The following is a 24121-nucleotide window of genomic DNA, read 5'->3' as shown; positions in this document are numbered from 1 at the left end:
ACGCTTATGCCATTTAATGCGTCAGCCACCGTAAACCGAATACCGGTTTTATCCGTTCTTCTGCCCTTCAACCGCCAGTAAATACAACTGCATGGATTCACCGGTTGTGGCAATCCACCGATTGTAGTCTTCGATGGCGGCCGTTCGGTCTTCTTCCGAAATATACCCATCCTTCACCAGTTGTGGTCCGCGCAGATGGGCCACCTCCGACCAGATTCGGCTCGTTTCCACAAAGGTCGGCTCGCTTTTTTGGCTGATTTCAAACTGTGGCTCAATCGTTATCTTCTCGAAACCAATCCGCAGAAACTGGTCTTTCAGATGGTCGGCAATGGCATTGTCGAAACCGGCCTCCTGCCGCCATTTTAGAAACGCCCCGTAGAATTTCTTCATGGTTTCGGGCGGTTCGGGCATCCATTCCACCTTTTCGTGATTGTAGTCGAGCACGGCCAGCACCCCACCCGGTTTCACCCATTTTGCCATCCGGGCCAGGGCCTCTTCCGGGCGGGCGAGCCATTGCAGCACACGGGCGCAAGTGACCAGGTCAAACTGTTCGGCGGTTTCAAAATCGTAGACATCCGCCGTTTGAAACTTGAGTTGGGGAAGTTCGCCAGACTGTTGGCGGGCCTGTAAAAGCAGGGTTTCGCTGGGGTCGATGCCCACCACGCGGCCCTGCGGCCCCACCCGTTCGGCCATGCCGCGCGTGATGGCTCCGGAACCGCAGCCTACATCCAGCACCGACAGGCCCGGTTTCAGGTGTTTCAACAAATTTCGGTTGGCATTTTCAACGGTTCGGCGATCCAGAACCGGGTTGGCAGCCTTTGGCATTTCAGCCCGGCTGGTGGCGGTTTGATTTGACATAGAACCGAATGTACGGATTGGTTTCTATTATGGACAGATGAACAGATAAAATACAAAATAATACTTGATTATTGCAATAAAAGTCTATACCTTCATCCTATACCATTCCCCGATACGATCATGAAAAAGCTTCTGATTTTATGCGTCGTCATGGCTGGCACGGTTCTTCCCGGATGGGGACAGAACGATCAGGTGGCCATCAAAAAGGTTCTTTACGATGAGACGGAGGGTTTCTTTAAGCGAGACAAAGAAAAATGGGCGGATTGCTGGGCACACACACCTTACATCTATTTTGCGGCTAATTTATACGGCGGAGACTTTACCCTGATCAAAGGGTGGGACAACATGGAAAAGCAGTTCAAGAGCCAGTTCAACAGCTCCAGACCGGCCGACAGTGTGTCCATCTACAACACGAACTACGAGATTCATCAGAACGGGAAAATGGCCTTTGTGTGGTATGACCAGATGCTGATCGACAGTCACGGCAAAACCACCTCGAAAGAATCCCGGGTGGTTGAAAAAATCGGTGGTAAATGGAAAATCATTCACGTCTGTGCCCTCACCAACTTGGCCAATCAAACGGCGCAATCCGGTAAATAAAGTCAAAACCGTCCCTGGTAAAACTTCCTGACGAATCGCGGTGTTATGCTTTTGCCGGTGTCTCTTTTGCCCGGCAATGGGTATGAGCAACGCAGCAAACACGACACAAAACGAATCATTTCATGATATTATCCGGGGCGACACGCCCGTGCTGGTCGATTTTTACGCCGACTGGTGCGGGCCTTGTAAAGTATTGGCCCCCACGCTGAAGCAGCTCGCCGAACGGACCGGCGACAAACTACGCATCATCAAAGTGGATGTCGACAAAAGCCGCTGGGCTTCCGGCACCTACCAGATTCAGAGCGTTCCGACAATGATCTTGTTCCACAAAGGGAAAATCATCTGGCGGCAATCGGGGGTGCTGCCGCTTCAGAAACTGGAAGCGATGGTGCGGCAGGTTACGGGTTAACCGTCCGCCGGAAGGTGATGGCAATACCGAGCAGAATGATGATTCCGCCCAGAATCATCTGAAACGTTATTTTCTCGTCGATAAACAGCCAGGCTAGAAAACCGGTCACGATAGCCTGGCTGAGCAGACTCAGCGAAACCCGTTGTGCATCGATTTTCTGGAGCGCATGGCTGACCGCAATCCAGCCTAGAAGCTGGCAAACCACCGCCTGAACCACCAGAGAGCCCCAAATCCGGGGTTCGAAGCCCCACAGTGGTTCGCCCAACACGACGCACAGCAGCACCAGATAAAGGCTCGACACCGTCATGCTTGAAGCCATAAAGTTCAGAATCGGGACTTTATCCAAAACCGTCTTGCTGACGACAATGTACCCGGCATAAAACAGCCCCGACAGAACGGCCAGGAAAAACGCCCGGTCGAACTGCATGGTCAGGAACACTTCGACGCCCATCAAAAGAACCAGCCCAACCAGCGCCGTCGCCGTACCGATCCAGAAGTATTTCGTTGGTTTGTCGGGGAAAAACAGAAAGGTACCGATTCCCACCCAGATGGGCGACAGGTTAGTCAGCAAACTCGCCTGTGTGGCGGTCGATTCCTGAATGGACAGGTTCCAGACGACGATGTCGGACGCAAAAAACAGCCCGCACACCAGAATGGGTTTCCAGTAGCGCAGTGTTTTAGCCTGCCAGTTTCCAGTCAAAAGTACGTAAGGCCAGATCAGCACCGTGGCAATGCTCATGCGGTAGAACGCATCGCTGATGCCGGAAATCGGCGTGGCCCGGATGAGAACCGGAAAAATACTGATGCACAGAATGCCAATAATCAGACTCAGGTGGGAAGACATTACCGATTGGGAGATAATTTCAGAGGACCGGCAAAGGTAGTCATCGGATTTCGCTCCGGCAATCGCACCGGCTGTCAAGGTTGCCTATTCTCTAAAAACCGTCATTGGTCAGGCTTTCTGCACCAATTCCATCGAAGCGTTCCGAACGTTGATTTTATGGAGAAAAAACAACTTCATCGTTCGTTCGAGGAGGAGACTGGGGCTGGGTGTAATCAGGTAATCGCTGGTGGTTTTGATGGCGATGACGATGCCTTCGGCCAGGTGGTCGTCAATAAGTTGCCGGAGCGGCACGCCTTCATAATCTTTCGATAACGTGCCAATTTCCATGACGTCGACAATAGAACCGCTCTCGGCGTAGCCTGTCAGGTATTCCAGAAAATCCATCACGTCGGGGCGGCTCACGATACTGGCCATGTGGGCGCCCCCAATTTTATCCGGCATCACAACCTTGTTGGCCCCGGCTTTGCGCAATTTATTCAGCGCTGAGTGCTGCGACGCCCGGCTGATGATAGTCAGTTTCTCATTCAGACTCCGGGCACTCAACACGATAAAAACGTTATCGGCGTCGGTGGGCAGGGCGGTCAGCAAGGCCTTCGCCCGGTCGATGCCGGCTTTCTGGAGCGTTTCATCTTCCGTGGCATTCCCGATCAGATACAGCAGTGATTCATTTTTGGCCATATACGACCGGACGCGTTCCTCGTTTTGCTCAATGACTACAAACGGCACTTTATTCTGGCGCAGCGTGATGGCCGCTTCCTGCCCGTTTCGCCCCAGCCCGCAAAGAATCACATGGTTAGTGAGTTCATCAATCTGTTTGACCATTTTCCGTTGTCTAAAATAGTTAATCAATTCGCCACTGGCAACGTATTGCGTAATGAGTGCCAGGGCATAAGCGAACGTGGTAAAACTGGAAATCAGCAAAAGAACCGTAAAAAGCCGTCCGTTGGGCGACAACGGTTTTACCTCCGTATAGCCCACCGTGGTAATCGAAATGACCGTCATGTACAGGGCGTCGATGAAGTTGTAGTCTTCGATGTACATATACCCGCCAATCCCCATGAACGAAATGGCAATGATGATCAGAAAAGGGAAGAGAAGGGAATACCGCTGACGGCCGTTGAACATGTTATCTAAAAAAGAGATAATTCCAAAAATACTAATTTCAACAGTATATTAACATCACTAATCTAAAATTTATAAAATTATATTTTGATAATAGTAACCAGAGCAAATAATCTAGTTACCTAACAAATCAACCTGACATCGCGCAACAAACTTTTTAAGAATTCCGTACAAACCGCTATATTTCGCCCCATCCCCCGTAACCTTAAAATCATCATGCTTGCCTACCTCTTTGCGGTCCTCACGACCGTATTTTTCATCGGCCTAACCTTATTTACGGCTTCCAAACCATCGCTGGTCGGCGAAAACGCCATGGGTTACGGGCTGGGCCTGTTCTTTTTGGGAGCCGGTTTTGTCCTGACCAGTTTGATGCTAACGATTACGTTAAACGTCCGGGGCGGGTTTGATTGGGTTGCCCAGGCAGGCACCCGGACTCCGCTGGTTTTCTTTGCCTGGCTGGTGGTGGCATTGACCACGTTTTTTTGTGCGGTATTCAAATGGGAGTGGCACAACGATACGCTCTATCCGGCTTTTTTGCACGGGCTGGCCGTCCGGCAGGGGCAGTTCTGGATCCCGCTGCTCTGGCTGATCCCGTGTCTTCTCTCGCTTCCTGTCACTGGTCCCTCGCTGATTCCGCTCACTGTTCTCAAGGGTTCTTTTTGGGTGGCAATGGGTGTGAGTGCCATATTTTCCGGCGGTTTACTGGTGGGATACTTTCGCGAAGCTGCCCAGTCTGCGGAGGTCGAAATGGCCCAGCGAGCCGAACAGGAAGACCGCCTGCATCGGGAAAATCTGGAGACGATTGCGGCTCAGAAAGTCGATGATCCGATTGTCAACCTGTTGGGGTATTCCAGCCGGTATCAGCCCGACGATGTCAAGCAGGCGGCTCTTGCCAAAATCAAAGCGCATCCGAACTGGGAAGCCGAACTGATTGCGTTGCTGGATAGTGATTGGCGGTATAAAGAGGTATATTATTTTCTGGATGGCAACCCGGTGGAGCATCCCGCGCAGTTTGTCGCCCCCCTGAACGCGAGCATCGGCCGGCTATCGGACAGCATTCGGGCGGATATCAAAGACAGCAACAATCTACAGCACTGGAGCTTCGACATGTACGGCATCGAGCAGCTTCTGCGCGCCCTCGACGGGCAATTCCTGAACCGGAGCGCTGATTTTTACCCCAGCATCGTCAAACTTCAGCAAGCCCTGAATACACCCAAGCCCGAGCGGTTTAAAGACGTCCGGTTTTCGATCACCGGCACCGTGGACCAGTGGCTGGCCAAGCATAAGAAATAAGGGGCGATGAGTTTATGATAACAAGCCTGCTAGAACAAACGATCAGCCCACGATTTCAATCGTGGGTTCGAGAAAAGGAGACTGAAAAATGGAAAACGTTTTAACGGTTTTGTCGATGCGGGTTCGTTTTTTGCAACCCACATCGACAAAACCGTGGGCTATCAACCATTACTCTAGATTTCTATGGCCCATATCCTTCATCGGCACTTTGCGTTGTGTTAGTAAACTTTTCGTATCTAAATTGTATTGACCAACAATTGAAGTCCTTGAGTTTGATAGTAGGGAAAGTTTCGATCAGCACTAATCATAATTAACTTGTCAGCAATTGCCTGACAGATGAGCAGATGATCAAACGGGTCTTTATGATAGGAAGGTGTTTCCAGAAGATATAACTGTTTCAGATGGTTCGGCTTGAGTGTTAGCTGACGAATACCGTACTCATTCTGCAATTCATATAGCAGATTATCAATACCAATTGGTAAGGCCAGCTTACCAATTTTCGCCTTCAATATGATTTCCCGAATACTTTCTGTACTAAAAAACAGTTCGTTGGTGTCGTCAGTCAGAATGGCTTTGACAGCGGAATTTAGTTTAGGATTGTCAGTAAGAGCCCAAATGAGAATATGTGTGTCCAGTAAATACTTCATCGATCCGGGATAGTCTTCTTCAGATCGTCATCCCAGCAGTCATCTTTCTCAACAATGACACCTTTGTACTTTCCTATCGCCAATTTCAGGTTGGATTTTGGCTTCGGTTTTCCAGGCAGGGCTTTAATGGATTTGGCCGCAGTTTTCATGATCGTCTACATTCAGTTCGCTAAGATAACGCAAAAATGATATATCCGGTGCTTTATACAAAAGGCAAAAGCGGCCATACCGCAATCTAACCGAATCATGAAGATTCCCATATCTGACTAGTTGCAACCTAATTTGTTAATTACTTGATACTATGGAAGCGTTACGCGTACATGATCCAATGGGATTGACTGCACCCTTACCCGAATACAACCTGCGCCGGGGCGAAATTGGCGTAATTGTAGATATTGGTCCGGAAAATCAATACCTCGTAGAATTTGTCGGTAAAAATGGTATTCCTTATGCCATGCCAACTATTCATATAAATAATCTAATGAAGGTTTTTTTGCAAGCGGATTTGCTGTAATATAATATCTTTGCTCCTCTGATAATTTTAATCAATTAAAGAAGATTTTAAACTCGCTAAATAAAGTTTTCACGTAATCTTCAGATATAATTCCTAAAACGTAAATACAAACAGATACTAATAATGTTAAAATCCAGTTATTCTTAACCATCTCAATTATACCAGGTATACTTAAACCGTATATCTTATATTTCGGTGTATTTACTAATAGTTGATCCTTTGCCACTAAATCTGTAATCATATCTATGATTTCTACCTTTCTTGCAGTGGACATAAATAACTTCTGATAATCTCTTTGAGCAAATGCATCTGCCTCCTCTTTGCCAGTTAATGCATCTCTAACTGTTATTTTGTTTCGCTCTGCTATATTCAGCATACGCCCCTTCGGTTCATTAAACTCAAACTCCTTAGTGTATAAACCGAACATTAAATTGTTCAAATCAAATCTAAACTGGTCTTCTATCTCAACCGGGTTTCCACCAAGGATTTTATATCTATTAGCAATAGCATCAAATCCATAGATTGGATTTCTCATATTCCAATGTACCCAATAATCTGTTTTATGGCTCTTAACATACTTATAGAAGCTATCAAGCATTTCTTTTTCTAACAAGTCAAAATCATGCATTGATAAACAACATAACTCTTTACGTCTTATCTGAGCTTGAAGATGTATTGAAAATACATGAGAGCTTCCATTAATTTTATTCTTTACACATATATCTGTAATACGAGGTGTGCTTCCATTATTATGATAAAATGATTCGCATGAATAATGTATAACATTAATCTTATCGATTTTATGCTTTAAAATATTTATCTTTTCTAATGCACTTTTCCTTTCTTCTAACCTTCTGTTACTAAACATAATTAACTTATTTTGTTACGAAAATTATCAATTATATAGATAGTAAAAACAAATTAAAAAGTCAATTATTTATCTCTTTTTTTAGCCATTATTCAAAAAATTTTAATTTAAAAACAAACAATTAGGCATAAAAAAAGCGCTCGATTGTCGAGCGCTTTCTTTATAATGTTAAATTTTACGACCCACAAGCCTCACAATCATCCTTGTTGTCAATCGAACACACCATCGCGGCATAGGCGGTTTCGGCGTCGCTGACCAGTTGCGGATGAGCGGCTGCTCCTTCCTGGGCGTATTTTTCGTAGTTCAACGGTTTTTCCATCGTTTCGGCCAACACCGGTTGCAGTTGCGACTCGGCCTGCTTCTCCACCGTAAACTGGATGGCGTCGGCAGCGGCTTTCGTGCGGAGGTAATACATCCCGGTTTTCAGTCCGCGCTTCCAGGCGTGGAAGTGCATCGACGTCAGCTTGCCGAAGTTGGCATCCACCATGTGAATGTTCAGCGACTGCGACTGGCAGATGAACGCACCCCGGTCGGCAGCCATGTCGATGACGGTTTTCTGCTTGATCTCCCAAACGGTTTTATACAACTCCTTGATGTTCTGCGGAATACCCGGAATGTTCTGCACCGAGCCGTTGGCGGCAATCAGCATGTTTTTCATCCGGTCGTTCCACATGCCGAGTTTCACGAGGTCGCGCAGCAAATACTTGTTGACCACCACGAACTCACCCGACAACACACGACGGACGTAAATATTGGACGTAAACGGTTCAAAACATTCGTTGTTGCCCAGAATCTGGCTGGTCGAAGCCGTTGGCATCGGTGCCAGCAGCAGCGAGTTCCGAACCCCGTGCTGAACCACTTCTTTCCGCAGCGACTCCCAATCCCAGCGACCCGAATCCGGCGTAACACCCCACATATCGAACTGGAAGATGCCCTGCGAAATCGGCGAGCCTTTCCAGGTTTCATACGGGCCGTTCACTTTCGCCAGTTCCATCGACGCCGTCATGGCGGCAAAGTAAATCGTCTCAAAAATATCCTTGTTCAACTGCTTCGCTTCCTCCGATTCAAACGGCATCCGCAGCATAATGAACGCATCGGCCAGCCCCTGAACGCCCAGTCCGATGGGGCGGTGGCGCATGTTCGACCGACGGGCTTCTTCAACCGGATAATAGTTGATGTCGATGATTTTGTTGAGGTTCTTGGTCGCAACCCGCGTGATCTCGTACAGTTTCTGGTGATCGAAACGCGAAATTCCGTCGGCCCCTTTCACAATGTACTTCGGCAACGCAATCGACGCCAGGTTACAAACCGCCACTTCGTCCGGCGCCGTGTACTCGATGATCTCGGTGCAAAGGTTCGACGACCTGATCGTACCCAGGTTTTTCTGGTTCGATTTGGCATTGGCCGCATCCTTGAACAGCATGTACGGCGTTCCGGTTTCGGTTTGCGATTCCAGAATTTCGTACCACAGATCCTGCGCTTTCACCTGCCGACGATACCGGCCTTCGCGCTCGTATTGTTCGTAGAGTTCCACAAAAGCCTCACCGTGGGTATCTGCCAGGCCGGGGCATTCGTGTGGGCACATCAGCGACCAGACGTCGTTGTCTTCCACGCGTTTCATGAACAAATCCGGCACCCAGAGGGCGTAGAACAGGTCACGGGCGCGGTTTTCTTCCTTGCCGTGGTTTTTCTTCAGTTGCAGGAAATCAAAAATATCGGCGTGCCAGGGTTCCAGATAAACCGCAAAGGAACCTTTGCGCTTTCCACCGCCCTGATCGACGTAGCGGGCCGTATCGTTGAACACGCGGAGCATCGGGATAATCCCGTTCGACGTTCCGTTCGTTCCTTTAATATACGTACCTGTTGCGCGGATGTTGTGAATGCTCAGACCAATACCGCCCGCCGACTGCGAAATCTTGGCGGTTTGTTTCAGGGTGTCGTAAATGCCCTCGATGCTGTCGTCTTTCATCGACAACAGGAAGCAGCTCGACATCTGCGGTTTCGGCGTTCCGGCGTTGAACAGCGTCGGCGTCGCGTGTGTAAACCACTTTTCCGACAACAGGTTGTAGGTTTCAACGGCGGCTTCGACGTCGGCCATGTGAATCCCGACGGCCACGCGCATCAGCATGTGCTGCGGACGTTCGGCAATTTTGCCTTCCATCTTCAGCAGATACGATTTTTCGAGCGTTTTGTAGCCAAAATAATCGTAGCCGTAATCCCGGTCATAAATGATCGTAGAGTCAAGCAGGGCGGCATTTTTCCGAACCACGTCATACACTTCCTTCGAAATCAGGGCTGCGTTTTCACCGGTTTTGGGGTCAACGTAGTTGTACAGCCGCTTGATGGTGCCCGAGAAGGACTTGTTGGTTTCTTTGTGCAGGTTGGAGATCGCCATGCGGGCGGCCAGAATCGCGTAATCCGGGTGGCGGGTGGTCATCGAAGCCGCTGTCTCAGCCGCCAGATTGTCCAGTTCCGTCGTTTTGACGCCGTCGTAGATCCCGTTCACCACCTTCATCGATACTTCGATCGGCTGAACGTAGGCCGGATCTAAACCGTAACAGAGTTTTTCGATCCGGGCGGTGATTTTGTCTAGCTTGACCGATTCCCTGCGGCCGTCACGCTTGAGTACGTACATAATATGATATGGAATGTTGTAAAGTAGATATATAGAGTATGATGCCTCTCGGTTGATTGCTTAAAGGTACTAAGCAGTACTACAACAAAGCAAAGCGGAATGTTCACTCGTGCTCTGCGAACTTGGAATTATTAAAACAGGTGGCTGTATTAAGAAACTGTTAAGACCTTACGCAGAATAACTTATCGAAAGCCTACCAAAAATAGGGTCTAAAAAAGTTGATAGGCTAAAATTAGCGAACGGTATAGACCCTGTGCTAAAACTCTGATTGTTACTGAATTGTTACCCAAATTACCGAAAAAGCACTAAAAATTCAATCAAGAGTAACATACTTTTTTTGATTTAAACAAAAGCGAGCGAAGTGGTTGGAATCCAGTCGGAAACTCTTTACCTTTGCACTCCTTAAATCTACCGACACGTCCTAACTGTGCTGGTGGTGAGACCGTTCCAGAACTGATTTATTTTATAATATTACCATTGTCATGAAAAAAGGCATCCATCCGGAATATAGAGACGTCGTATTCTGGGATCTGACCAGCGATCACAAATTCCTGAGTCGCTCGACCATTCAAACGAAGGAAACCATCGAATTCGAAGGCAACACCTACCCGGTTGTGAAAGTCGAAGTAAGTTCGGAATCACACCCGTTTTATACCGGCAAGAACGTTCTGCTCGACACTGCGGGTCGCGTTGATAAATTCCTGAAACGGTACGGTAAGAAGTAATCCTATCGACACCTGAAAAAGCCGCCATCAGACCCTTCTGATGGCGGCTTTTTCGTTTTCTTTACGTGTAACTTAGCAGTACGATGAAAATATTGATCTTGGGTGCTACGGGTCGCACGGGAAAAGAATTGCTCGATCAGGCGTTGAAAGCCGGTATTTCCGTTCACGCGCTGGTTCGGGATATCGATAAAGTAAAAATAACCTCCCGCAACCTCAAGCTGTTCGAAAGCAAGAAGCTCGACCGAACGGCGCTCCGGCTCGCCATGCTCGGCTGTGATGCGGTTTTGAGTACCCTCAACATCTCCCGAACCTCCGATTTTCCGTGGAGCAGTTTGCGAACGCCGAAGGACTTTCTCTCCAGCACGATGCGCAACGTGCTGGAAGTCGCCAACGAATTGCACATCAAACGCATCATTGTCACCACTGCCTGGGGCGTCAACGAAACCAAAAAAGACATTCCCGCCTGGTTCCGCTTTTTCATCAACTACAGCAACGTGGGCGTCGCCTACCGCGATCACGAGCGTCAGGAGCAGCTATTGGCGGCTTCGCTGAGCGACTGGACGGCGGTTCGCCCCGTCGGGCTGACGAATTCAAAGAAGCCGAGACAAGTCCGGATTACGATTAACAATGAGCCGAAACCCAACCTGACCATCAGCCGCTCCAACGTCGCCCGGTTTATGGTCGAGATTTACAAAACCGGTGATTATCCGAAAGAAGCGGTTACGATTTCGGAGGTGTAATGACGTTCTGGATCATATCGTCTCATAGAGACGGAATGTCTATAGAACAATGACCTGATGGTCAACCGCCTGCCGTAGGTAGCCTACCTACGGCAGGCAGTGCAAAAACACAAGACCTCAGCTACAAACATCTGATGCCTAACGGCATCCTGACAACGCTCAACGTACCCCTATCCATCTCAGTATAGAACGCCGTTTTAGCAAAAAGTAAGATGACCTTCAATCAGTTGGTTCTTTTGGTAGGAGCACTCTTCCCCGTCCCGTTAGCCGCCCAATCGATTACGGCTAAGTTGCAGTTCAACCCCATTCACGTAGAAGAATCTATTAATAAGCACAACCCACGAATCAGAGTTCCGGGGTGCCTACGCCTTTGATGCCGGTGTTTTTGACCACGAACAGATAGCCCGCCAGCGGTTGTTCGGCCAGTTCCTGCTGACTTAATCCGGTTTTGGCAGAGGTGATGTACAAATCGTCCAGCGACGCGCCCCCGAAGGTACAGGACGTAATCCGGGCGGCAGGCAGGTCGATCTGCTGAAGCCGTTCGCCGGTGTTGGGGTTGCACCGAACCACCTTCCAGCCGTCCCACAGGGCAATCCAGAGCATACCTTTTTCGTCGATGGTCATGCCATCCGGAAAACCGTCTGCTTCCTCAAACTGAATGACCACCCGCTTATTGGTAATCGTACCGGTGTGTACGTCATAGTCGTAGGCCACCACCTGCCGGGTTGGCGAGTCGATGTAGTACAGCAGCCGGTGGTCGAGGCTCCACGCCAACCCGTTGGAACAGGTGACATTGTCGACCTTCACCGAAACCGAATGATTTTGATCCAGCATGTACAACGCTCCGGCACCGGGTTCGTCGGTAATCGACATGGTTCCCGCCCAAAACCGCCCGGCGGGGTCGCATTTTCCGTCGTTGAAGCGGTTTCCGGGCAGATGAACTTCCGGATCGGCAATGGGAACGACGGTTTCATTTTCCAGCGAAATGGCATGAAAACCGTGCTGAAGCGCGGCAATCAAATCGCCGGAAGGTTGAATGGCAATAGCTCCCACCATCTGCCCGGTTTTAAAAACCCAGTGTTCTCTGCTGACCGGATCGAAGGAATGGATTTCGCCCGGCAGAATGTCCACCCATAAAATTCGTTGCTTTTCCGCATCCCAAACCGGGCCTTCGCCCAACTGGCAGGAATGTTCCAATACAATTTCCCAGTTGTTCTGATTCATTTTACTTCTATTTAGCCCCCAACCCCCTAAAGGGGGCTTAAAAATGGCTTCACTAAGCCCCCTTTAGGGGGTTGGGGGGCTAAGCATACCGGATGTAAAAGTACAGAACCATCGCGGTAACTATCGCCCACCAGATAAAAGGATTTCGCAAACCGCGTTGCTGGTCGCGTTCGGCGGGGAGCAGTGAAAGGCTCTCCTTGTTCCAGATCAGGCCCACCAGTTCGGCTTCGGGCTTGGGTTTTGTTACCAGACTGACGAGCACGCAGAGCAACATGCAGGTCCAGAACACGATGCCGGTGCGGTTGAAAAACGGCATGGTCGGGAAGATCATTTCGAGGGCAATGGAAAGCGGAATGGTCAGAATACCAGCGGTTAAGGCACCCGCGTGGGTGGTACGTTTCCAGAGAATACCGAGCAGAAACATCACCGCAATGCCGGGGGTGAACAACCCGTAGGCATTCATGAGATACAGAAAAACCGGTTTGTCGGACTGGGTCATGAACAAACCCGTGCAGAGAATGCCCAGCACGATGATTGTTGCCCCGGCAATTCGCCCAAACCGCACCGCCTGGGCGTCCGACGCATCTTTTCGAAAATAGGTCAGGTACACATCCACCGTCAGAATCGTGGTGCAGGAGTTGATGGCCCCGGATAGGTGCGACATCACCGCCGAAATCAGACCCGCCATCACCAGCCCGACCAAGCCCGCCGGGAGCAGGTTCTCGACCAGCGTCGGAAAGAGCAGATCCGGTTTTTCGAGGTTCGGAAATAGTTTGGGAGCCACCAGCGCAGGAACCGTAATGATGATCGGAATGAGAAATTTCAGGTAATCGCCAAAGACGACGCCCATCCGTGCGTGCCACTCGTTTTTGGCGGCCAGCACCCGCTGAACGATAAACTGGTTGGTCGCACAGTAGAAAATACTGATGCACAACGTGCCGCCCAGGTACATGGTCCACGGAAAATCCGGGTCGTTGGCGGGCAGAATGAGATCCCAGTCTTTGGACGTTTCCATGACGGCATCAATCCCACCAGCCGCGTTGACCGTGGCAACCGTCAGCGCCACCCCGCCCAGCACGAGCACGATTAGTTGCAGCATTTCGGTCCAGATCACCGCCCTTAAACCGCCCGCGATGGTGTAGATACCCGTAAATACCGCCAGCACCAGGATGCTGGCAATGACTGGAATTCCCAAAAGCGAGTGCAGGGAAAGCGCACCCAGATACAGAACAGCCGCAATTTCCACGAAAACGTAGGTCAATAAAATCAGCGTGGCGTAGGTGGTTCGGGCGGCCGCGCCGAATCGTTTTTGTAAAAATTCGGGGATCGTATAAAAACCGTTGCGGATGTAAAATGGGAGAAAAATCCAGAGCAAGGCGTTGAAACCGATCAGGATAGCCCCCCACTCCATCGCAATGGCGACAAACCCCCGGCTGTAGGCCACGCCCATCGCGCCGACCAAATGGTGGCTGCTGATGTTGGAAGCAATGATGCTGCCGCCGATCATCCACCAGGGCAGTTTGTCGCCCGCCAGAAAATAATCACGCTTGGTTTGTTTGCCCTTGCGGGAGGCATAAATGCCCAATGAAATAACGCCCAGAATGTAAACGCCAAAAATAATCAGGTCAAGCGTCGATAGATTCATGTTGGAGTAAGGAACGGGTAATACGGATGGCTTTTTCGGTCAGCAGTTCCAGTGAGCCTTTTTCAAAAGGCGATTGCCAGACCGGATAAATATCTTCGGCATACAGATTTTCGGGGGGCAGATAGCCCGTCGAACCGTTCACAATATTCATCACGGCGACGGCATTCGGAGCCAGTTCTGCCCGCAGTTTCTGCTGGAATTCGGAATAGGCTTCGTTGGGTTGACCTACCAGAAAAGAATCGCCTAGCCGCCAGACCCAAAGCGGCATGTGGGTCGTGTCGCCATCGCCGACGGTTTTCCGGATGCCGCGTCTTCGCCAGATGCGTTCCTTCAGCACATTGTCCTGACATTCGGCCCATTCCGTTTCGATTTCCGCCAATGACGGCAACTGTTTCAACGGCAACTCAACCTCGATCATCTCAACCGAAAGGGCCGTGGAGGGCTCATAAGGCTCTTTTTTCCAGACCGCCAGAGGGGCACCCGACTCAACGATACCGGCAAACGAAAGCTGTTTTTGGGGTGGTAAAATCGCTTCCAATGTAGACAAAACCGCATAGCCCAACTGCCGTCCGTAGGCATCGGCAATGCTGACATCGCCGACGTATTGCTCGCGCGGAGCCAACTCCCCGCAGGCACCCAGCAGAAACAACATCGGTGCGTCGGTGGTCTTCTCCACCACTTCGCGCAGCGCACCAATGTAGTCGGGCGAAATCAGGCGGTTTTCCCAGGCTAGTGTTGTCGGATGGCAGGCATAATTGACGAGGGTTCCCAGCGTTTGGCCCTGCTCATTGGCGATTTGTCCGACAAGCAGCGTATCATCAGCATCTTTTTCAGGGTTCCAACCGCAGATAAACCGGTCTTTATCGGCGTCCGGCAAATCCCGGTTGCTGGCTAGATTGCATTTCCCATAACTCCAGGTCAGCGTGGCCGGTTCTGCGTTGGACAACGCCGTTTGAATGGCCTGAATCGCATTCGTCTGAATAAACCGGAGGTACGGTTCCACGAGGTGACCGCCCTGTTTTGACGCGTCATCGCGGCTGAGGCTGGGGCCAGCGTGGGTGTGCGACAGGCAAAACATCAGTCGCGACGGATCGAGCGACACGGCTTCCAGAATCCCGTTCCGCAAAAACCGTTCGTCGTCGGAACTGCGCCACCAGCCCAGATCCGCGCCGATCAACACGAGCGGTTCGGCTTCGCTGGTGGTTTGAAACGTCACGCAGGTCAGCATCAGCGGCCGGTGAATGCCCTCGGCGGCTTCGTGCGTGGCGGCTCCCCAGTTGCGGGCGTAAATCCCCACTGGCGGGGTTATGTCCGTCTGGGAAACACCGATCAAACCGGTGAATGACGGTTGTTTAAAGGCGGGGTATTTTTGAGATTCCATATTCGTTTAGAGTTTATAACATAGGGTTTATGGTTCCCAGTAAGACGAATCCGAACCAGTATAAACTTTAAACCCTATACCATACACTGATTCAATCATGCGGTTTTACGGGTTAACAACCGTTCGATTTCTTCCAACGATTTGCCTTTGGTTTCGGGTACGGTCAGGAGGATGAATACGAAATAAATCAGGAGCAAAACCGCGTAAATTCCAAAGGTAAGCGGCATTCCGAGCTGCGATTTCATAACCGGAAACGAACCAATCACCACAAAATTCGCCATCCACAATGATAAGGTTGCCAGCGACATTGCACTGCCCCGAATGCGGTTGGGAAAGATTTCGGACAGAATCACCCAAGTGACCGGGCCGATGGTGGCGGCATAACCGGCAATGAACAGCAGAATAAAAAGTAACGCCCAAAAGCCGGGAAGCTGGAAATAAAAGGCGAAAGCCAGGGCCAGGATATCGGCGGCCAAAAAAGCAGATCCAATCAACAGCAATTTTTTGCGACCCACTTTATCGATGGTTGCAATGGCGACAAAGGTGAATACACAGAGGATGATGCCCAACAAAACCGATTGCAGAAAAGCCGAATCTTCGGCGATCCCGACTTGTTTAAAAACTTCGGGTGCGTAGGCAACAAGCGGACCACCAATCTGGGAAAAGAACGCAACAACGATTCCGATCAGGACAATAACAAAAACGTCTTTCCGGAATAAAAAGCGGAGATCTTCCTTCCTGATCGCAGAAAAACTGGCACGGATGGTTTTGCTTTCGGCTTCGGCATATGCACTGCCGCCAATCTGGGTCAACACCGTCCGGGCTTCATTTTCCCGGTTTTTACTAATCAACCAGCGCGGACTTTCGGACACGAAAAACAACCCGAGAAAGAACAACAACGCCGGAACCGATTGCGATGAAAACATCCAGCGCCAGTTATCATCGCCCGTATAAAGCAGCAGATAATTGGAGAGATAAGCCAGCAAAACGCCGATCGTAACGGCCAGTTGATAGAACGAAACCAGCCGCCCGCGCCAGGGAGCCGGGGCCATTTCGGCAATGTAGATCGGGCAGACCAGAGCGGCACAGCCGATGGCGATCCCGCTTGCAATTCGGAAAGCGACAAAAACCGGAAAGGTTGTGGCCCAGCCGGTGCCGACGCCGGTGATGGCAAACAGAAACGCACTGACTAACAGCATCTTTTTCCGCCCTACCAGATCGCTCAGTCGCCCGGAGAACAAGGCTCCGATGGCGGCCCCAACGCTGATGCAACCCACTGCCCAGCCGGTTTGCAGGTCGTTCAGTTGAAAATGCTGACTGAAAAAATGAATCGTCCCCGAGATGATGGCCGTATCGAACCCGAACAGAATTCCACCCAAAGCCGCTATCGCATTGATCCGGTAGATATAGGCTTTATTATACGCAAAATCGCCGGAAGAAAACGCGTCGGTTGCCGTTAGTACCAAAGCCATCTGTAGTGTCTGGTTTATGGTTTATCGTCTATGGTTTTCGCCGTTTTTCTCCAAAATAGACCTATTACTTTTTCGCCTTGGCACTTTCTACGCTCAGAAATTGCGTCGTATTTTCGAGAATACCGGACGCATCATCGTGGAGAAGTAAAGCATCGTCCGGCACCGTTTGCAAAGGCGTAATGCTGGAAGGCGTTTCGGTGATGTAGGGCGGATTGGTTTGCCGGTTATAAGCCGAAATGAGCGACCAGCGGGCGGTATCGGACAGATTCGCTTCCGATCGGTGGAGAATATTGCTGTGAAAAAAGAGCAGATCACCCGGTTTTAATTCGACATACACCAGTTCCATTGTTTGCAAGGCGAACTCCACATATTGCATGGAAGCTCCGACCTGTTCGCCGGAAAAACCGTGTTCGACCCGGCCCATTTTGTGCGACTTTTTAATAACCTGCAAACAGCCGTTTTCTTTCGTCGCTTCCGTCACGGCCACCATCACCGAAATCATCTGATCCGGAAATAAATAACCGTTCTTGTACCAGTAGCCGTAATCCTGGTGCCATTCCCAGGCACCACCGACCTTCGGTTCCTTCTGCATCAGTTTGGAATGAAAATGGCAAACCGGTGCCTTTCCATCCAGCAGTTTATGTACGGAATCAACCATGCGTTCGCTGCGGGTCAGCAAGCCATACACATCATTTCCGGGCGTAAACCACAAGGCCAGTTTCGTTTTTTTACCGGCTTTATCATCCAGGTCAAAACTGTTTTTACGGATCGCTTCGTCTTCCATCGCAACCCGATAGAGTTTCGCCACTTCGTCGGCGTTTAAAAAACCGGGAATGATCAAATAGCCATTTTCCTGATAAGCGTCAACCTGTTCGTCGGTCAATCTAAAGGCCATAGTCGTAGAGTTTAAGTCAATAAGGAAAGTCCGCCATCCATCAGCAATGTGCTGCCCGTCATGTGCTCATTATCCGGGTGGCAAAGCTGAACGATCTGTCTGGCAACCGCTTCGGCACTGATCAGTTTTTTTACCGGAACCTGATTCCGGGCCACCTCGCTCGACGCCGGGTCCTCTTCCCAAAACCGCGCACTCAAACCGGCATTGACGTAACCGGGCGCGATTTCGTTTACCAGAATCTGGTGCGGAGCCAGTTCCAGCGCCAGACACTGGCAGAGCATCCGGAGACCAGCTTTGGAAACGCAGTAGGCCGGAATGTGCGGATGCACCGCGTGGGCGGCCCAACTGCCAACGAACACCACCCGCCCCGGAAGCTGGTGGGCCAGCAACCGGGCGGTGGCACTTTGGGTTAGGTAAAAAGCTCCATTCAGATTAATGTTGAGTTCGTTGGCCCACTGCTCCGCCGTGATCTCGTGAATACCGGCTGGCGTAACCGTGGCGGCATTCGCAATGATGATATCCGCCACCCCGAGCGTATGTTCGACCGCCAGCACCCAGTTCTGCACGGCACCAGCGTCCGTTACATCGACCTGCGTGTAGTGGCTGGCTACGTCATATAGCTTTAGTTCGGCCAGAAAAGCTTCCGCCTTCGTCGGAGGAGCGATGTCGCCGATGGCAATGGAGGCCCCGTTTCGGGCAAATTCCAGTGCGGTCGCCCGGCCAATGTCGCCCAGTCCGCCACTGATCAGGACGGTTCGGTTTGCAAATACTTTGTCCACTATCCGTATGGTTTTATTCTTTTGCCCCTAAATCCCCTGAAGGGGACTTGGACACTGAAATATCCGAATGCGTAAAGTCCCCTTCAGGGGATTTAGGGGTTAATTACCAATCGCCCACACTGCCGTCTTTGTAGAAAGTTCGCTGCAGCACTTCCTGTTGGAACGGATGTTTTTTCACTTCGTCTTCGTCGATTTCGATGCCCAGCCCCGGACGCTGATTCGGAAAGACAATCCGGCCTTTTTCCTGAACGGTGAACCCTTCGCTGACCACATCGACCCGCCAGGGAACGTCGTTGTGGACACTTTCGCAAATGATGTAGGATGGTGTGGAAAAGCCGAATTCAATCGAGGCTGCGGTGCTGACCGGACCCTGTGGATTGTGCGGGGCTACGGAAACCCGGTAGGCTTCGGCCAGGGCCGCAATCCGGCGCACTTCGCTCAGTCCTCCGCAGTGCGTAATATCGGGTTGAATGACGCTAACGGCCCGTTTTTCGAGCATTTCGCGAAACGCATGAACGCCAATCAGCCGTTCACCACTGGCAATCGGTGTTTTGACGGCGCGTTGAATCAGCGCAATGTCGTCCATCGTTTCGGGCCAGCACGGTTCTTCGAAAAAGTATAAGCCATACGGTTCCAGGGCTTTGGCAAACTGCATACCCATGCGCGGAGACGGGCGGGCGTGGCAATCGACCATGATGTCGATTTCGCTACCGACGGCTTCGCGCATCGCTTTCACACAGGCTTCGGCGTAATGAACGGGTTTCAAGCCTTCCAGCGACATCGTTTCGGGAACGGCCATCGACTTGAACGCCGTAAAACCGTCGGCCACGGCCTGCTGCGCCAGCTCGCCAAACCGGTTGGCATCGTCGGGTTTGGTCTGGTAGAAATCTTCCATTTTTCCGCCCCCCAGGTGGCAATACAGCCGGATGTAGTCCCGAACGCGGCCACCCCAGAGTTCATGACATGGAACCCCGTGGATTTTGCCGAGAATATCCCACAACGCAATGTCGATGCCGCTAATCGCCGTGCCGCGCACAATGCCGTTGCCGTGCCAGAAATGCTGGCGGTACATCATCTGCCAGAGGTGTTCGATGCGCCGGGGATCTTCGCCGATCAGCAGTTGCGACAGGTCTTCAATCGCCCCCACCACCGAGCGCGTATGCCATTCGAGCGTCGCTTCGCCCCACCCCCACAAACCGGGTTGATCGGTAATCACTTTCACAAAAATCCAATTCCGCATTCGGGCATGGCAAACCTGTGTTTCAATGGCCGTAATCTTCATTTTATTCGGTACTGTTAATCAGGCGATTTGGGTGGACAGCGTTTTTTTGAACAGGTGGTTGACGACATCCTCGGTTCTTTCCAGGGTTTCCTCAATATCCTGAACCGTGTGGGCAAACGAAATGCTGCCCTGTTTGATCGGCAAGGGAAAGTTGAAAACACCTTTCTCAATCAGTTTCACGCGGTAGGTTTTATCCAGCACGAAATCATGGTGCTCGGCAATATCGTGAAAATCAACGGGCGCGTGATCCATAAAATACAGACAGTAGGCCGAACCCTGCCGGGCCAGGTGGAAAGGCCGACCCGTCGATGCGAAGATCGTGTTCAAACCGTCTTCCAGCATCTGACCGAGCATATTGACGTGTTCGTAGACGCTATGCACCGGCGAAAGCAGTTTTTTGAGGGTAGCAATGGCGGCCACGGTGGTCAGCGGAAAAGCGTTATACGTCCCCGCAATGAGCACCCGTTTGGCTTTGTCGGGATGAACAAAATAGTCCAGGTATTCTTTTTTTCCACCGATGACGCCCAGCGGATAGCCATTGGCAACGGCTTTTCCAAACGTACTCAAATCCGGTTGTATGCCACAAATGCTCTGGTAACCGCCGATGGCGTGGCGGAAACCGGTTTTTACTTCGTCAAAAATGAGCAGAAAACCGGCCTCGTTGGCCAGTTGCCGCAGTCCTTCCAGATAACCGGGTTGCGGTTTGACGATGCCGACATTCTGCAGGATGGGTTCAATAATCAGACAGGCTACCGGGTGCCGCTTCAACACGTAACGGATGGAGTCGAGGTCGTTGTAGTTAATGATGTGGACCAGTGATTTATGAACCTCCGGAATCCCCGCCGAAAGCGCATCGAACGGATACTCACCGGGACTGACGCGCGGCCCCACATCGGCGAGGCTGCTGATGACGTTGCAGGCTACGTCGTTGTGCCAGCCATTGTAACCGCCCTGAATCACGATGACGTGATCGCGGCCCGTGACGGCCCGGGCGATGCGCATGGCGTGATAGGTAGCTTCGGAACCGGTGGACGTGATCTGGAGACTTTCGACGGAAGGCACGCTGTTGCAGAACAACTCCGCAAACTGCCCTTCCAGATCGGTCGGTCCCGCGCCCATCAAAACCGTCTGTTCGCCCAGCGCCTGCCGAACGGCTTCGTTGATGTCAGGATCATTGTGGCCGAGGAACGTAGCCGCAAAACCAGCCTGATAATCAATGTATTCATTTCCTTCAATATCCCACACCCGGCTACCTGATCCTTTTGTAAAGCAGATATTGGGATCCGATTTCCGGTTGAGCGATACGACCCCACCGGGTATCCACTGCTCATTGGTTTTGAGAATTTCCTGCGATTTCGGCCACTTGTTCATTGTTAATTCAGGTTGATACAGTTGATGTTTGTTTTCGGTTTACGGTATTTGGTTTACAGTTTACGCCGGGCCGTCGCTACGGTGGGCTGACGCGTTCAGGAAAACTTGCGTCAGTCCCGGCGGGGAACCGCACCGAATACCGTAAACTATTAATCGAAACTCGGGATTTTCAAATATTCGCCATCTTTCAGAGCCGATTGGTGGGCGACGATTCCGGGCGCGGTGTAGGCCAGCGCTTCGTGAATGTTGACCAACGGCTGACGGTTGTTGACGATGGCGTCGATGAACTCGTGGGTGATGAACGTGTGCGAACCGCCGTGACCGCTGTCGTGCCGCATGGGGGCCGGTAGCATGTCGGTTTCCCACCACTTTGGCTGTTTAAACGTCTCGGTGGTGTTTTTAGCCACCTGAAACCCGCCGTGATCCAGCCCTTCTTTGGCATCCGACCGCACGATGATCGATTCGCCGGGTTCGGCCTGAGGCATGAAAAAGCTCATTTTCTCGCCCCGCCATTCGCCCCGCTCCACATTCCGCAACGCCCCGCGCCAGTTCACTTCCACCCGAAACGGCGTATTCTTATTGGTTTTGAAAAAGGCGGTTTCGTTCCAGAACGGATTTTTATAGGGATTTCCTTTCAAAACCGGGCTGTTGTCGCCCCAACCCATGCCGCTGACGTGCGTCAGGCGTTCGCCCGTGACCGAAATCAAAAACGACGTGCAGTGCGTCGGATACAACATGGGCGGCAAGCCGTGGCGCCAGGTCGGTTTTCCATTTTCAAAATAAAGAACCTCCAGACCGGGGTGATTGTATTCGGCAGCCGCACTGAAGAGCGTTCCAAACTCCCCGGCTTTGTACATTTTTCGAACCGAAATCGTGCTCTGCATGAAGGCACTGGTTTCGGCCATCATGTAGGTCAGTCCGGATTTCTTGACGGCATCCTTCAATTTGGCGCAATCTTCCAGGTTCAAAGCCGCCGGAACGGCGCAGAGAACGTGTTTCCCGGCTTTCAGTGACGCCAGCACGTGATTGGCGTGATCGGGTGCGGGCGTGGCCAGAAAAACCGCTTCAATTTTGGGGTCCTGCAGCAGTTTGTCGAGCGATTCGTATCTTTTCGTACACTTGTACGTCTTCATCAGCGCATCCCGACGGTCGGGGCGCAGGTCGCTGACGGCTTCGACGGTACAATTCGGATGTTCGTGGAAATAAAAACCGAGGCCAAAACGGCCGCCGACAATGCCAATCCGTACTTTCCGATCCGCTGACAAAGGGCCCGCGAAGGCAAACCGGGAAGACACCGACAGCGCGGCTGCCGTAGTTCCGGCGATACTCAGAAAGTCGCGACGATTAAGTGATTGATTTATTGCTTTCTTATTCATACTGTGGAAGTCAAATCTTAATAAAGCCCCTAAATCCCCTGAAGGGGACTTGGACGTCGAAACATCCGGATCTGAAAGTCCCCTTCAGGGGAACGGGGCGTTAAGGGTTAGGATTAGTCAAACTTTACACATTCCACAATTTATACTGCGGAATCTTCAGCGTCTCGCCGTTTTTCAGGGCCGACTGGTGGGCGACAATGCCCGAAACCGTCAGGTTCAGCGCCATGACGATGTTGACGAGCGGGTGACGATCCTGCAAAATAGCCGTCAGAAATTCGTCCGTCAGCCGTCCGTGCGAGCCACCGTGACCGCCCGATTCAACACCGGGGGGCAAAGCAGGCCGAATCAGATCGGGCAGGTTTTTCTCCAGTCCTTCATATTTGCCGTAAAACGACCCTTTCTGTCCGCGAACACGGCCCCGTTCGCCGTGGTCGCCGGGCGTGTCCCAGCTCACGGCCATCCGCGACGAACCGCCTTCGCTCGTGCGGAACATCGCGATTTCGGAGCCAAACGGGTTGTTGTACCGGTTGCTGCCGGGTTGCATTTGCTTGGAAATACTCGGCATACCCAGGCAGGAAACTTCGGTAAAACTGCCGTTGGTGACGCCCACATAATAGGCGTTGGAATGCGTCGGGTAATACTGCGGAGGCAGGCCAACGCGCCATTCCTTGTAGGACGGCAGCGGATCGTCCATGTAGTGATAATATTCCCCTTCCGAATAAACGAGTTTGCCCAAACCGCCCGCGTTATAAATCTGGCGCATGGCATACAGATCCTCGTGAAAACAGGACGTTTCAAACATCATGTATTTTTTACCGCTGGCTTTCACGGCTTCATACAGCCGGTCGGCATCTTCCAGTGATCCGAAAACCGCCGGAACCGCCGTGGCCACGTGTTTGCCGTGCTGAAGCGCCAGGATCGCGTGTTTGGCGTGGCTCGGCGCGTCGGTGGCGATAAAAACCGCTTCGATCGTATCGTCTTTCACCATTTCTTCGAGTGACGGATACGTTTTCGAACACTTACAGGCTTTTGCCAATTGGGCGCAACGATCGGGGAACAGATCGCTCACGGCCACAATCTCGACGTTGGGATGGTTCTGGAAACCAAACTCCGCCCCGAATTTACAGAGCCCGTAGCCGACAATGCCGACCCGGATTTTGCGGTCCGAAACCGGCACCCACTTTTTGGCCGCGCTGGCGGTTTCCTGCGTCCGCTCAAAGCCTTGAATAGCCGGTTTTCCGGCAGCGGCCTGTGCGGGTTGTTTTCCGGTCGAACAGCCGGGCAGAACGCCCAGGGCGGTAACACCCAGCCCAAGCGATTGCAGAAACGAACGGCGGTTGAAAGGACTGGTTTCCTTTGGGTTCAGTGGCGTCCCGTCCGATTCTCCGGACGAAGCCTGCGGGTTGCTGTTGGAGTTAGTCATAGCGGAAATAGTCAGAAT

At 51.4% G+C, this 24121-nt stretch carries 23 protein-coding genes; 6 read left to right on the top strand and 17 right to left on the bottom strand.

From position 1 onward, the window contains the following. Positions 1 to 48 precede the first annotated feature (48 nt). A complete protein-coding gene (locus tag DUE52_RS14640) occupies positions 49 to 858 on the bottom strand; it encodes a class I SAM-dependent methyltransferase (protein WP_114406769.1) in 810 nt (269 codons plus the stop codon). A gap of 120 nt (positions 859 to 978) precedes the next feature. On the opposite strand from DUE52_RS14640, the gene DUE52_RS14635 reads away from it, so the two are divergent. Then, positions 979 to 1458, top strand: a complete 480-nt coding sequence (locus tag DUE52_RS14635) for a Cif family virulence factor (RefSeq protein WP_114406768.1) — start codon at positions 979 to 981, stop codon at positions 1456 to 1458. Positions 1459 to 1540: 82 nt separating this feature from the next. Then, positions 1541 to 1867: a thioredoxin gene (trxA, locus tag DUE52_RS14630; RefSeq protein WP_114406767.1), complete on the top strand. Its 327-nt coding sequence runs from the start codon at positions 1541 to 1543 to the stop codon at positions 1865 to 1867. Here the strand turns inward: trxA and DUE52_RS14625 are convergent. Further along, positions 1857 to 2711: a DMT family transporter gene (locus tag DUE52_RS14625; protein WP_114406766.1), complete on the bottom strand. Its 855-nt coding sequence runs from the start codon at positions 2709 to 2711 to the stop codon at positions 1857 to 1859. The two genes, trxA and DUE52_RS14625, sit on opposite strands and share 11 nt — an antisense overlap. 108 nt (positions 2712 to 2819) lie before the next feature. Further along, positions 2820 to 3836 carry a potassium channel family protein gene (locus DUE52_RS14620; protein ID WP_114406765.1) on the bottom strand — a complete coding sequence of 339 codons (1017 nt, stop codon included), beginning with the start codon at positions 3834 to 3836 and terminating at the stop codon, positions 2820 to 2822. A gap of 213 nt (positions 3837 to 4049) precedes the next feature. Here DUE52_RS14620 and DUE52_RS14615 point away from each other — a divergent pair, with 213 nt between their 5' ends. Continuing rightward, the gene (locus DUE52_RS14615; protein ID WP_114406764.1) at positions 4050 to 5126 is read left to right on the top strand and encodes a hypothetical protein; all 1077 of its coding nucleotides are present in this window, start codon (positions 4050 to 4052) and stop codon (positions 5124 to 5126) included. A 236-nt stretch (positions 5127 to 5362) separates the two neighbouring features. Here DUE52_RS14615 and DUE52_RS14610 read toward each other — a convergent pair whose 3' ends face one another. Next, complete coding sequence (locus DUE52_RS14610; RefSeq protein WP_114406763.1) at positions 5363 to 5773, bottom strand: type II toxin-antitoxin system VapC family toxin; 411 nt, start codon at positions 5771 to 5773, stop codon at positions 5363 to 5365. Continuing rightward, positions 5770 to 5922, bottom strand: a complete 153-nt coding sequence (locus tag DUE52_RS32425; RefSeq protein WP_165840938.1) for a hypothetical protein — start codon at positions 5920 to 5922, stop codon at positions 5770 to 5772. Before DUE52_RS32425 ends, DUE52_RS14610 begins: the two co-directional genes overlap by 4 nt. 152 nt (positions 5923 to 6074) lie before the next feature. On the opposite strand from DUE52_RS32425, the gene DUE52_RS14605 reads away from it, so the two are divergent. Continuing rightward, positions 6075 to 6287 carry a DUF4926 domain-containing protein gene (locus tag DUE52_RS14605; RefSeq protein WP_114406762.1) on the top strand — a complete coding sequence of 71 codons (213 nt, stop codon included), beginning with the start codon at positions 6075 to 6077 and terminating at the stop codon, positions 6285 to 6287. Positions 6288 to 6318: 31 nt separating this feature from the next. Here DUE52_RS14605 and DUE52_RS14600 read toward each other — a convergent pair whose 3' ends face one another. After that, positions 6319 to 7155 carry a hypothetical protein gene (locus DUE52_RS14600; protein WP_133299842.1) on the bottom strand — a complete coding sequence of 279 codons (837 nt, stop codon included), beginning with the start codon at positions 7153 to 7155 and terminating at the stop codon, positions 6319 to 6321. A 175-nt stretch (positions 7156 to 7330) separates the two neighbouring features. Then, on the bottom strand, positions 7331 to 9790 hold the full coding sequence (locus DUE52_RS14595; protein ID WP_114406760.1) for a ribonucleoside-diphosphate reductase subunit alpha: 2460 nt from the start codon (positions 9788 to 9790) through the stop codon (positions 7331 to 7333). 482 nt (positions 9791 to 10272) lie between these two features. On the opposite strand from DUE52_RS14595, the gene DUE52_RS14590 reads away from it, so the two are divergent. Together DUE52_RS14590 and DUE52_RS14585 are read left to right on the top strand one after the other, a co-directional pair. Next, a complete protein-coding gene (locus DUE52_RS14590; RefSeq protein ID WP_114406759.1) occupies positions 10273 to 10515 on the top strand; it encodes a type B 50S ribosomal protein L31 in 243 nt (80 codons plus the stop codon). An 83-nt stretch (positions 10516 to 10598) separates the two neighbouring features. After that, positions 10599 to 11255 (top strand): NAD(P)-dependent oxidoreductase, encoded by a 657-nt coding sequence (locus DUE52_RS14585; RefSeq protein ID WP_114406758.1) that lies wholly within the window; start codon positions 10599 to 10601, stop codon positions 11253 to 11255. A gap of 345 nt (positions 11256 to 11600) precedes the next feature. Here the strand turns inward: DUE52_RS14585 and DUE52_RS14580 are convergent, their stop codons facing one another. The 10 genes from DUE52_RS14580 to DUE52_RS14535 form a co-directional block, all read right to left on the bottom strand. After that, a complete protein-coding gene (locus tag DUE52_RS14580) occupies positions 11601 to 12479 on the bottom strand; it encodes an SMP-30/gluconolactonase/LRE family protein (RefSeq protein WP_114406757.1) in 879 nt (292 codons plus the stop codon). Between the two features lie 79 nt (positions 12480 to 12558). Beyond that, entirely contained in the window at positions 12559 to 14124 is a 1566-nt protein-coding gene (locus tag DUE52_RS14575; protein WP_114406756.1) for an SLC5 family protein, read from the bottom strand. After that, positions 14105 to 15505, bottom strand: coding sequence for a neutral/alkaline non-lysosomal ceramidase N-terminal domain-containing protein (locus DUE52_RS14570; protein WP_114406755.1), 1401 nt, complete (start codon positions 15503 to 15505; stop codon positions 14105 to 14107). Before DUE52_RS14570 ends, DUE52_RS14575 begins: the two co-directional genes overlap by 20 nt. 95 nt (positions 15506 to 15600) lie before the next feature. Then, positions 15601 to 16977 (bottom strand): sugar porter family MFS transporter, encoded by a 1377-nt coding sequence (locus tag DUE52_RS14565; RefSeq protein ID WP_114406754.1) that lies wholly within the window; start codon positions 16975 to 16977, stop codon positions 15601 to 15603. A 64-nt stretch (positions 16978 to 17041) separates the two neighbouring features. Beyond that, a complete protein-coding gene (locus DUE52_RS14560; RefSeq protein ID WP_114406753.1) occupies positions 17042 to 17872 on the bottom strand; it encodes a phytanoyl-CoA dioxygenase family protein in 831 nt (276 codons plus the stop codon). Positions 17873 to 17883: 11 nt separating this feature from the next. Next, complete coding sequence (locus DUE52_RS14555; RefSeq protein WP_114406752.1) at positions 17884 to 18651, bottom strand: SDR family NAD(P)-dependent oxidoreductase; 768 nt, start codon at positions 18649 to 18651, stop codon at positions 17884 to 17886. Between the two features lie 103 nt (positions 18652 to 18754). Further along, positions 18755 to 19933, bottom strand: coding sequence for a galactonate dehydratase (gene dgoD, locus DUE52_RS14550; protein ID WP_114406751.1), 1179 nt, complete (start codon positions 19931 to 19933; stop codon positions 18755 to 18757). A gap of 18 nt (positions 19934 to 19951) precedes the next feature. Continuing rightward, complete coding sequence (locus tag DUE52_RS14545; RefSeq protein ID WP_114406750.1) at positions 19952 to 21304, bottom strand: aspartate aminotransferase family protein; 1353 nt, start codon at positions 21302 to 21304, stop codon at positions 19952 to 19954. 149 nt (positions 21305 to 21453) lie between these two features. Continuing rightward, positions 21454 to 22680: a Gfo/Idh/MocA family protein gene (locus DUE52_RS14540; RefSeq protein ID WP_114406749.1), complete on the bottom strand. Its 1227-nt coding sequence runs from the start codon at positions 22678 to 22680 to the stop codon at positions 21454 to 21456. Positions 22681 to 22804: 124 nt separating this feature from the next. Next, the gene (locus DUE52_RS14535) at positions 22805 to 24103 is read right to left on the bottom strand and encodes a Gfo/Idh/MocA family protein (protein ID WP_165840937.1); all 1299 of its coding nucleotides are present in this window, start codon (positions 24101 to 24103) and stop codon (positions 22805 to 22807) included. Positions 24104 to 24121 lie beyond the last annotated feature (18 nt).

The sequence above is a fragment of the Larkinella punicea genome, from assembly GCF_003334855.1.
Classification (GTDB): domain Bacteria; phylum Bacteroidota; class Bacteroidia; order Cytophagales; family Spirosomataceae; genus Larkinella; species Larkinella punicea.
This window is presented reverse-complemented; position numbering and strand designations above follow the sequence as displayed.

Excerpts from the sequence above, each read along its gene's own strand:
- DUE52_RS14640 (WP_114406769.1), bottom strand. The coding sequence starts at position 858 with ATGTCAAATCAAACCGCCACCAGCCGGGCTGAAATGCCAAAGGCTGCC.
- DUE52_RS14635 (WP_114406768.1), top strand. The coding sequence starts at position 979 with ATGAAAAAGCTTCTGATTTTATGCGTCGTCATGGCTGGCACGGTTCTT.
- trxA (WP_114406767.1), top strand. The coding sequence starts at position 1,541 with ATGAGCAACGCAGCAAACACGACACAAAACGAATCATTTCATGATATT.
- DUE52_RS14625 (WP_114406766.1), bottom strand. The coding sequence starts at position 2,711 with ATGTCTTCCCACCTGAGTCTGATTATTGGCATTCTGTGCATCAGTATT.
- DUE52_RS14620 (WP_114406765.1), bottom strand. The coding sequence starts at position 3,836 with ATGTTCAACGGCCGTCAGCGGTATTCCCTTCTCTTCCCTTTTCTGATC.
- DUE52_RS14615 (WP_114406764.1), top strand. The coding sequence starts at position 4,050 with ATGCTTGCCTACCTCTTTGCGGTCCTCACGACCGTATTTTTCATCGGC.
- DUE52_RS14610 (WP_114406763.1), bottom strand. The coding sequence starts at position 5,773 with ATGAAGTATTTACTGGACACACATATTCTCATTTGGGCTCTTACTGAC.
- DUE52_RS32425 (WP_165840938.1), bottom strand. The coding sequence starts at position 5,922 with ATGAAAACTGCGGCCAAATCCATTAAAGCCCTGCCTGGAAAACCGAAG.
- DUE52_RS14605 (WP_114406762.1), top strand. The coding sequence starts at position 6,075 with ATGGAAGCGTTACGCGTACATGATCCAATGGGATTGACTGCACCCTTA.
- DUE52_RS14600 (WP_133299842.1), bottom strand. The coding sequence starts at position 7,155 with ATGTTTAGTAACAGAAGGTTAGAAGAAAGGAAAAGTGCATTAGAAAAG.
- DUE52_RS14595 (WP_114406760.1), bottom strand. The coding sequence starts at position 9,790 with ATGTACGTACTCAAGCGTGACGGCCGCAGGGAATCGGTCAAGCTAGAC.
- DUE52_RS14590 (WP_114406759.1), top strand. The coding sequence starts at position 10,273 with ATGAAAAAAGGCATCCATCCGGAATATAGAGACGTCGTATTCTGGGAT.
- DUE52_RS14585 (WP_114406758.1), top strand. The coding sequence starts at position 10,599 with ATGAAAATATTGATCTTGGGTGCTACGGGTCGCACGGGAAAAGAATTG.
- DUE52_RS14580 (WP_114406757.1), bottom strand. The coding sequence starts at position 12,479 with ATGAATCAGAACAACTGGGAAATTGTATTGGAACATTCCTGCCAGTTG.
- DUE52_RS14575 (WP_114406756.1), bottom strand. The coding sequence starts at position 14,124 with ATGAATCTATCGACGCTTGACCTGATTATTTTTGGCGTTTACATTCTG.
- DUE52_RS14570 (WP_114406755.1), bottom strand. The coding sequence starts at position 15,505 with ATGGAATCTCAAAAATACCCCGCCTTTAAACAACCGTCATTCACCGGT.
- DUE52_RS14565 (WP_114406754.1), bottom strand. The coding sequence starts at position 16,977 with ATGGCTTTGGTACTAACGGCAACCGACGCGTTTTCTTCCGGCGATTTT.
- DUE52_RS14560 (WP_114406753.1), bottom strand. The coding sequence starts at position 17,872 with ATGGCCTTTAGATTGACCGACGAACAGGTTGACGCTTATCAGGAAAAT.
- dgoD (WP_114406751.1), bottom strand. The coding sequence starts at position 19,933 with ATGAAGATTACGGCCATTGAAACACAGGTTTGCCATGCCCGAATGCGG.
- DUE52_RS14545 (WP_114406750.1), bottom strand. The coding sequence starts at position 21,304 with ATGAACAAGTGGCCGAAATCGCAGGAAATTCTCAAAACCAATGAGCAG.
- DUE52_RS14540 (WP_114406749.1), bottom strand. The coding sequence starts at position 22,680 with ATGAATAAGAAAGCAATAAATCAATCACTTAATCGTCGCGACTTTCTG.
- DUE52_RS14535 (WP_165840937.1), bottom strand. The coding sequence starts at position 24,103 with ATGACTAACTCCAACAGCAACCCGCAGGCTTCGTCCGGAGAATCGGAC.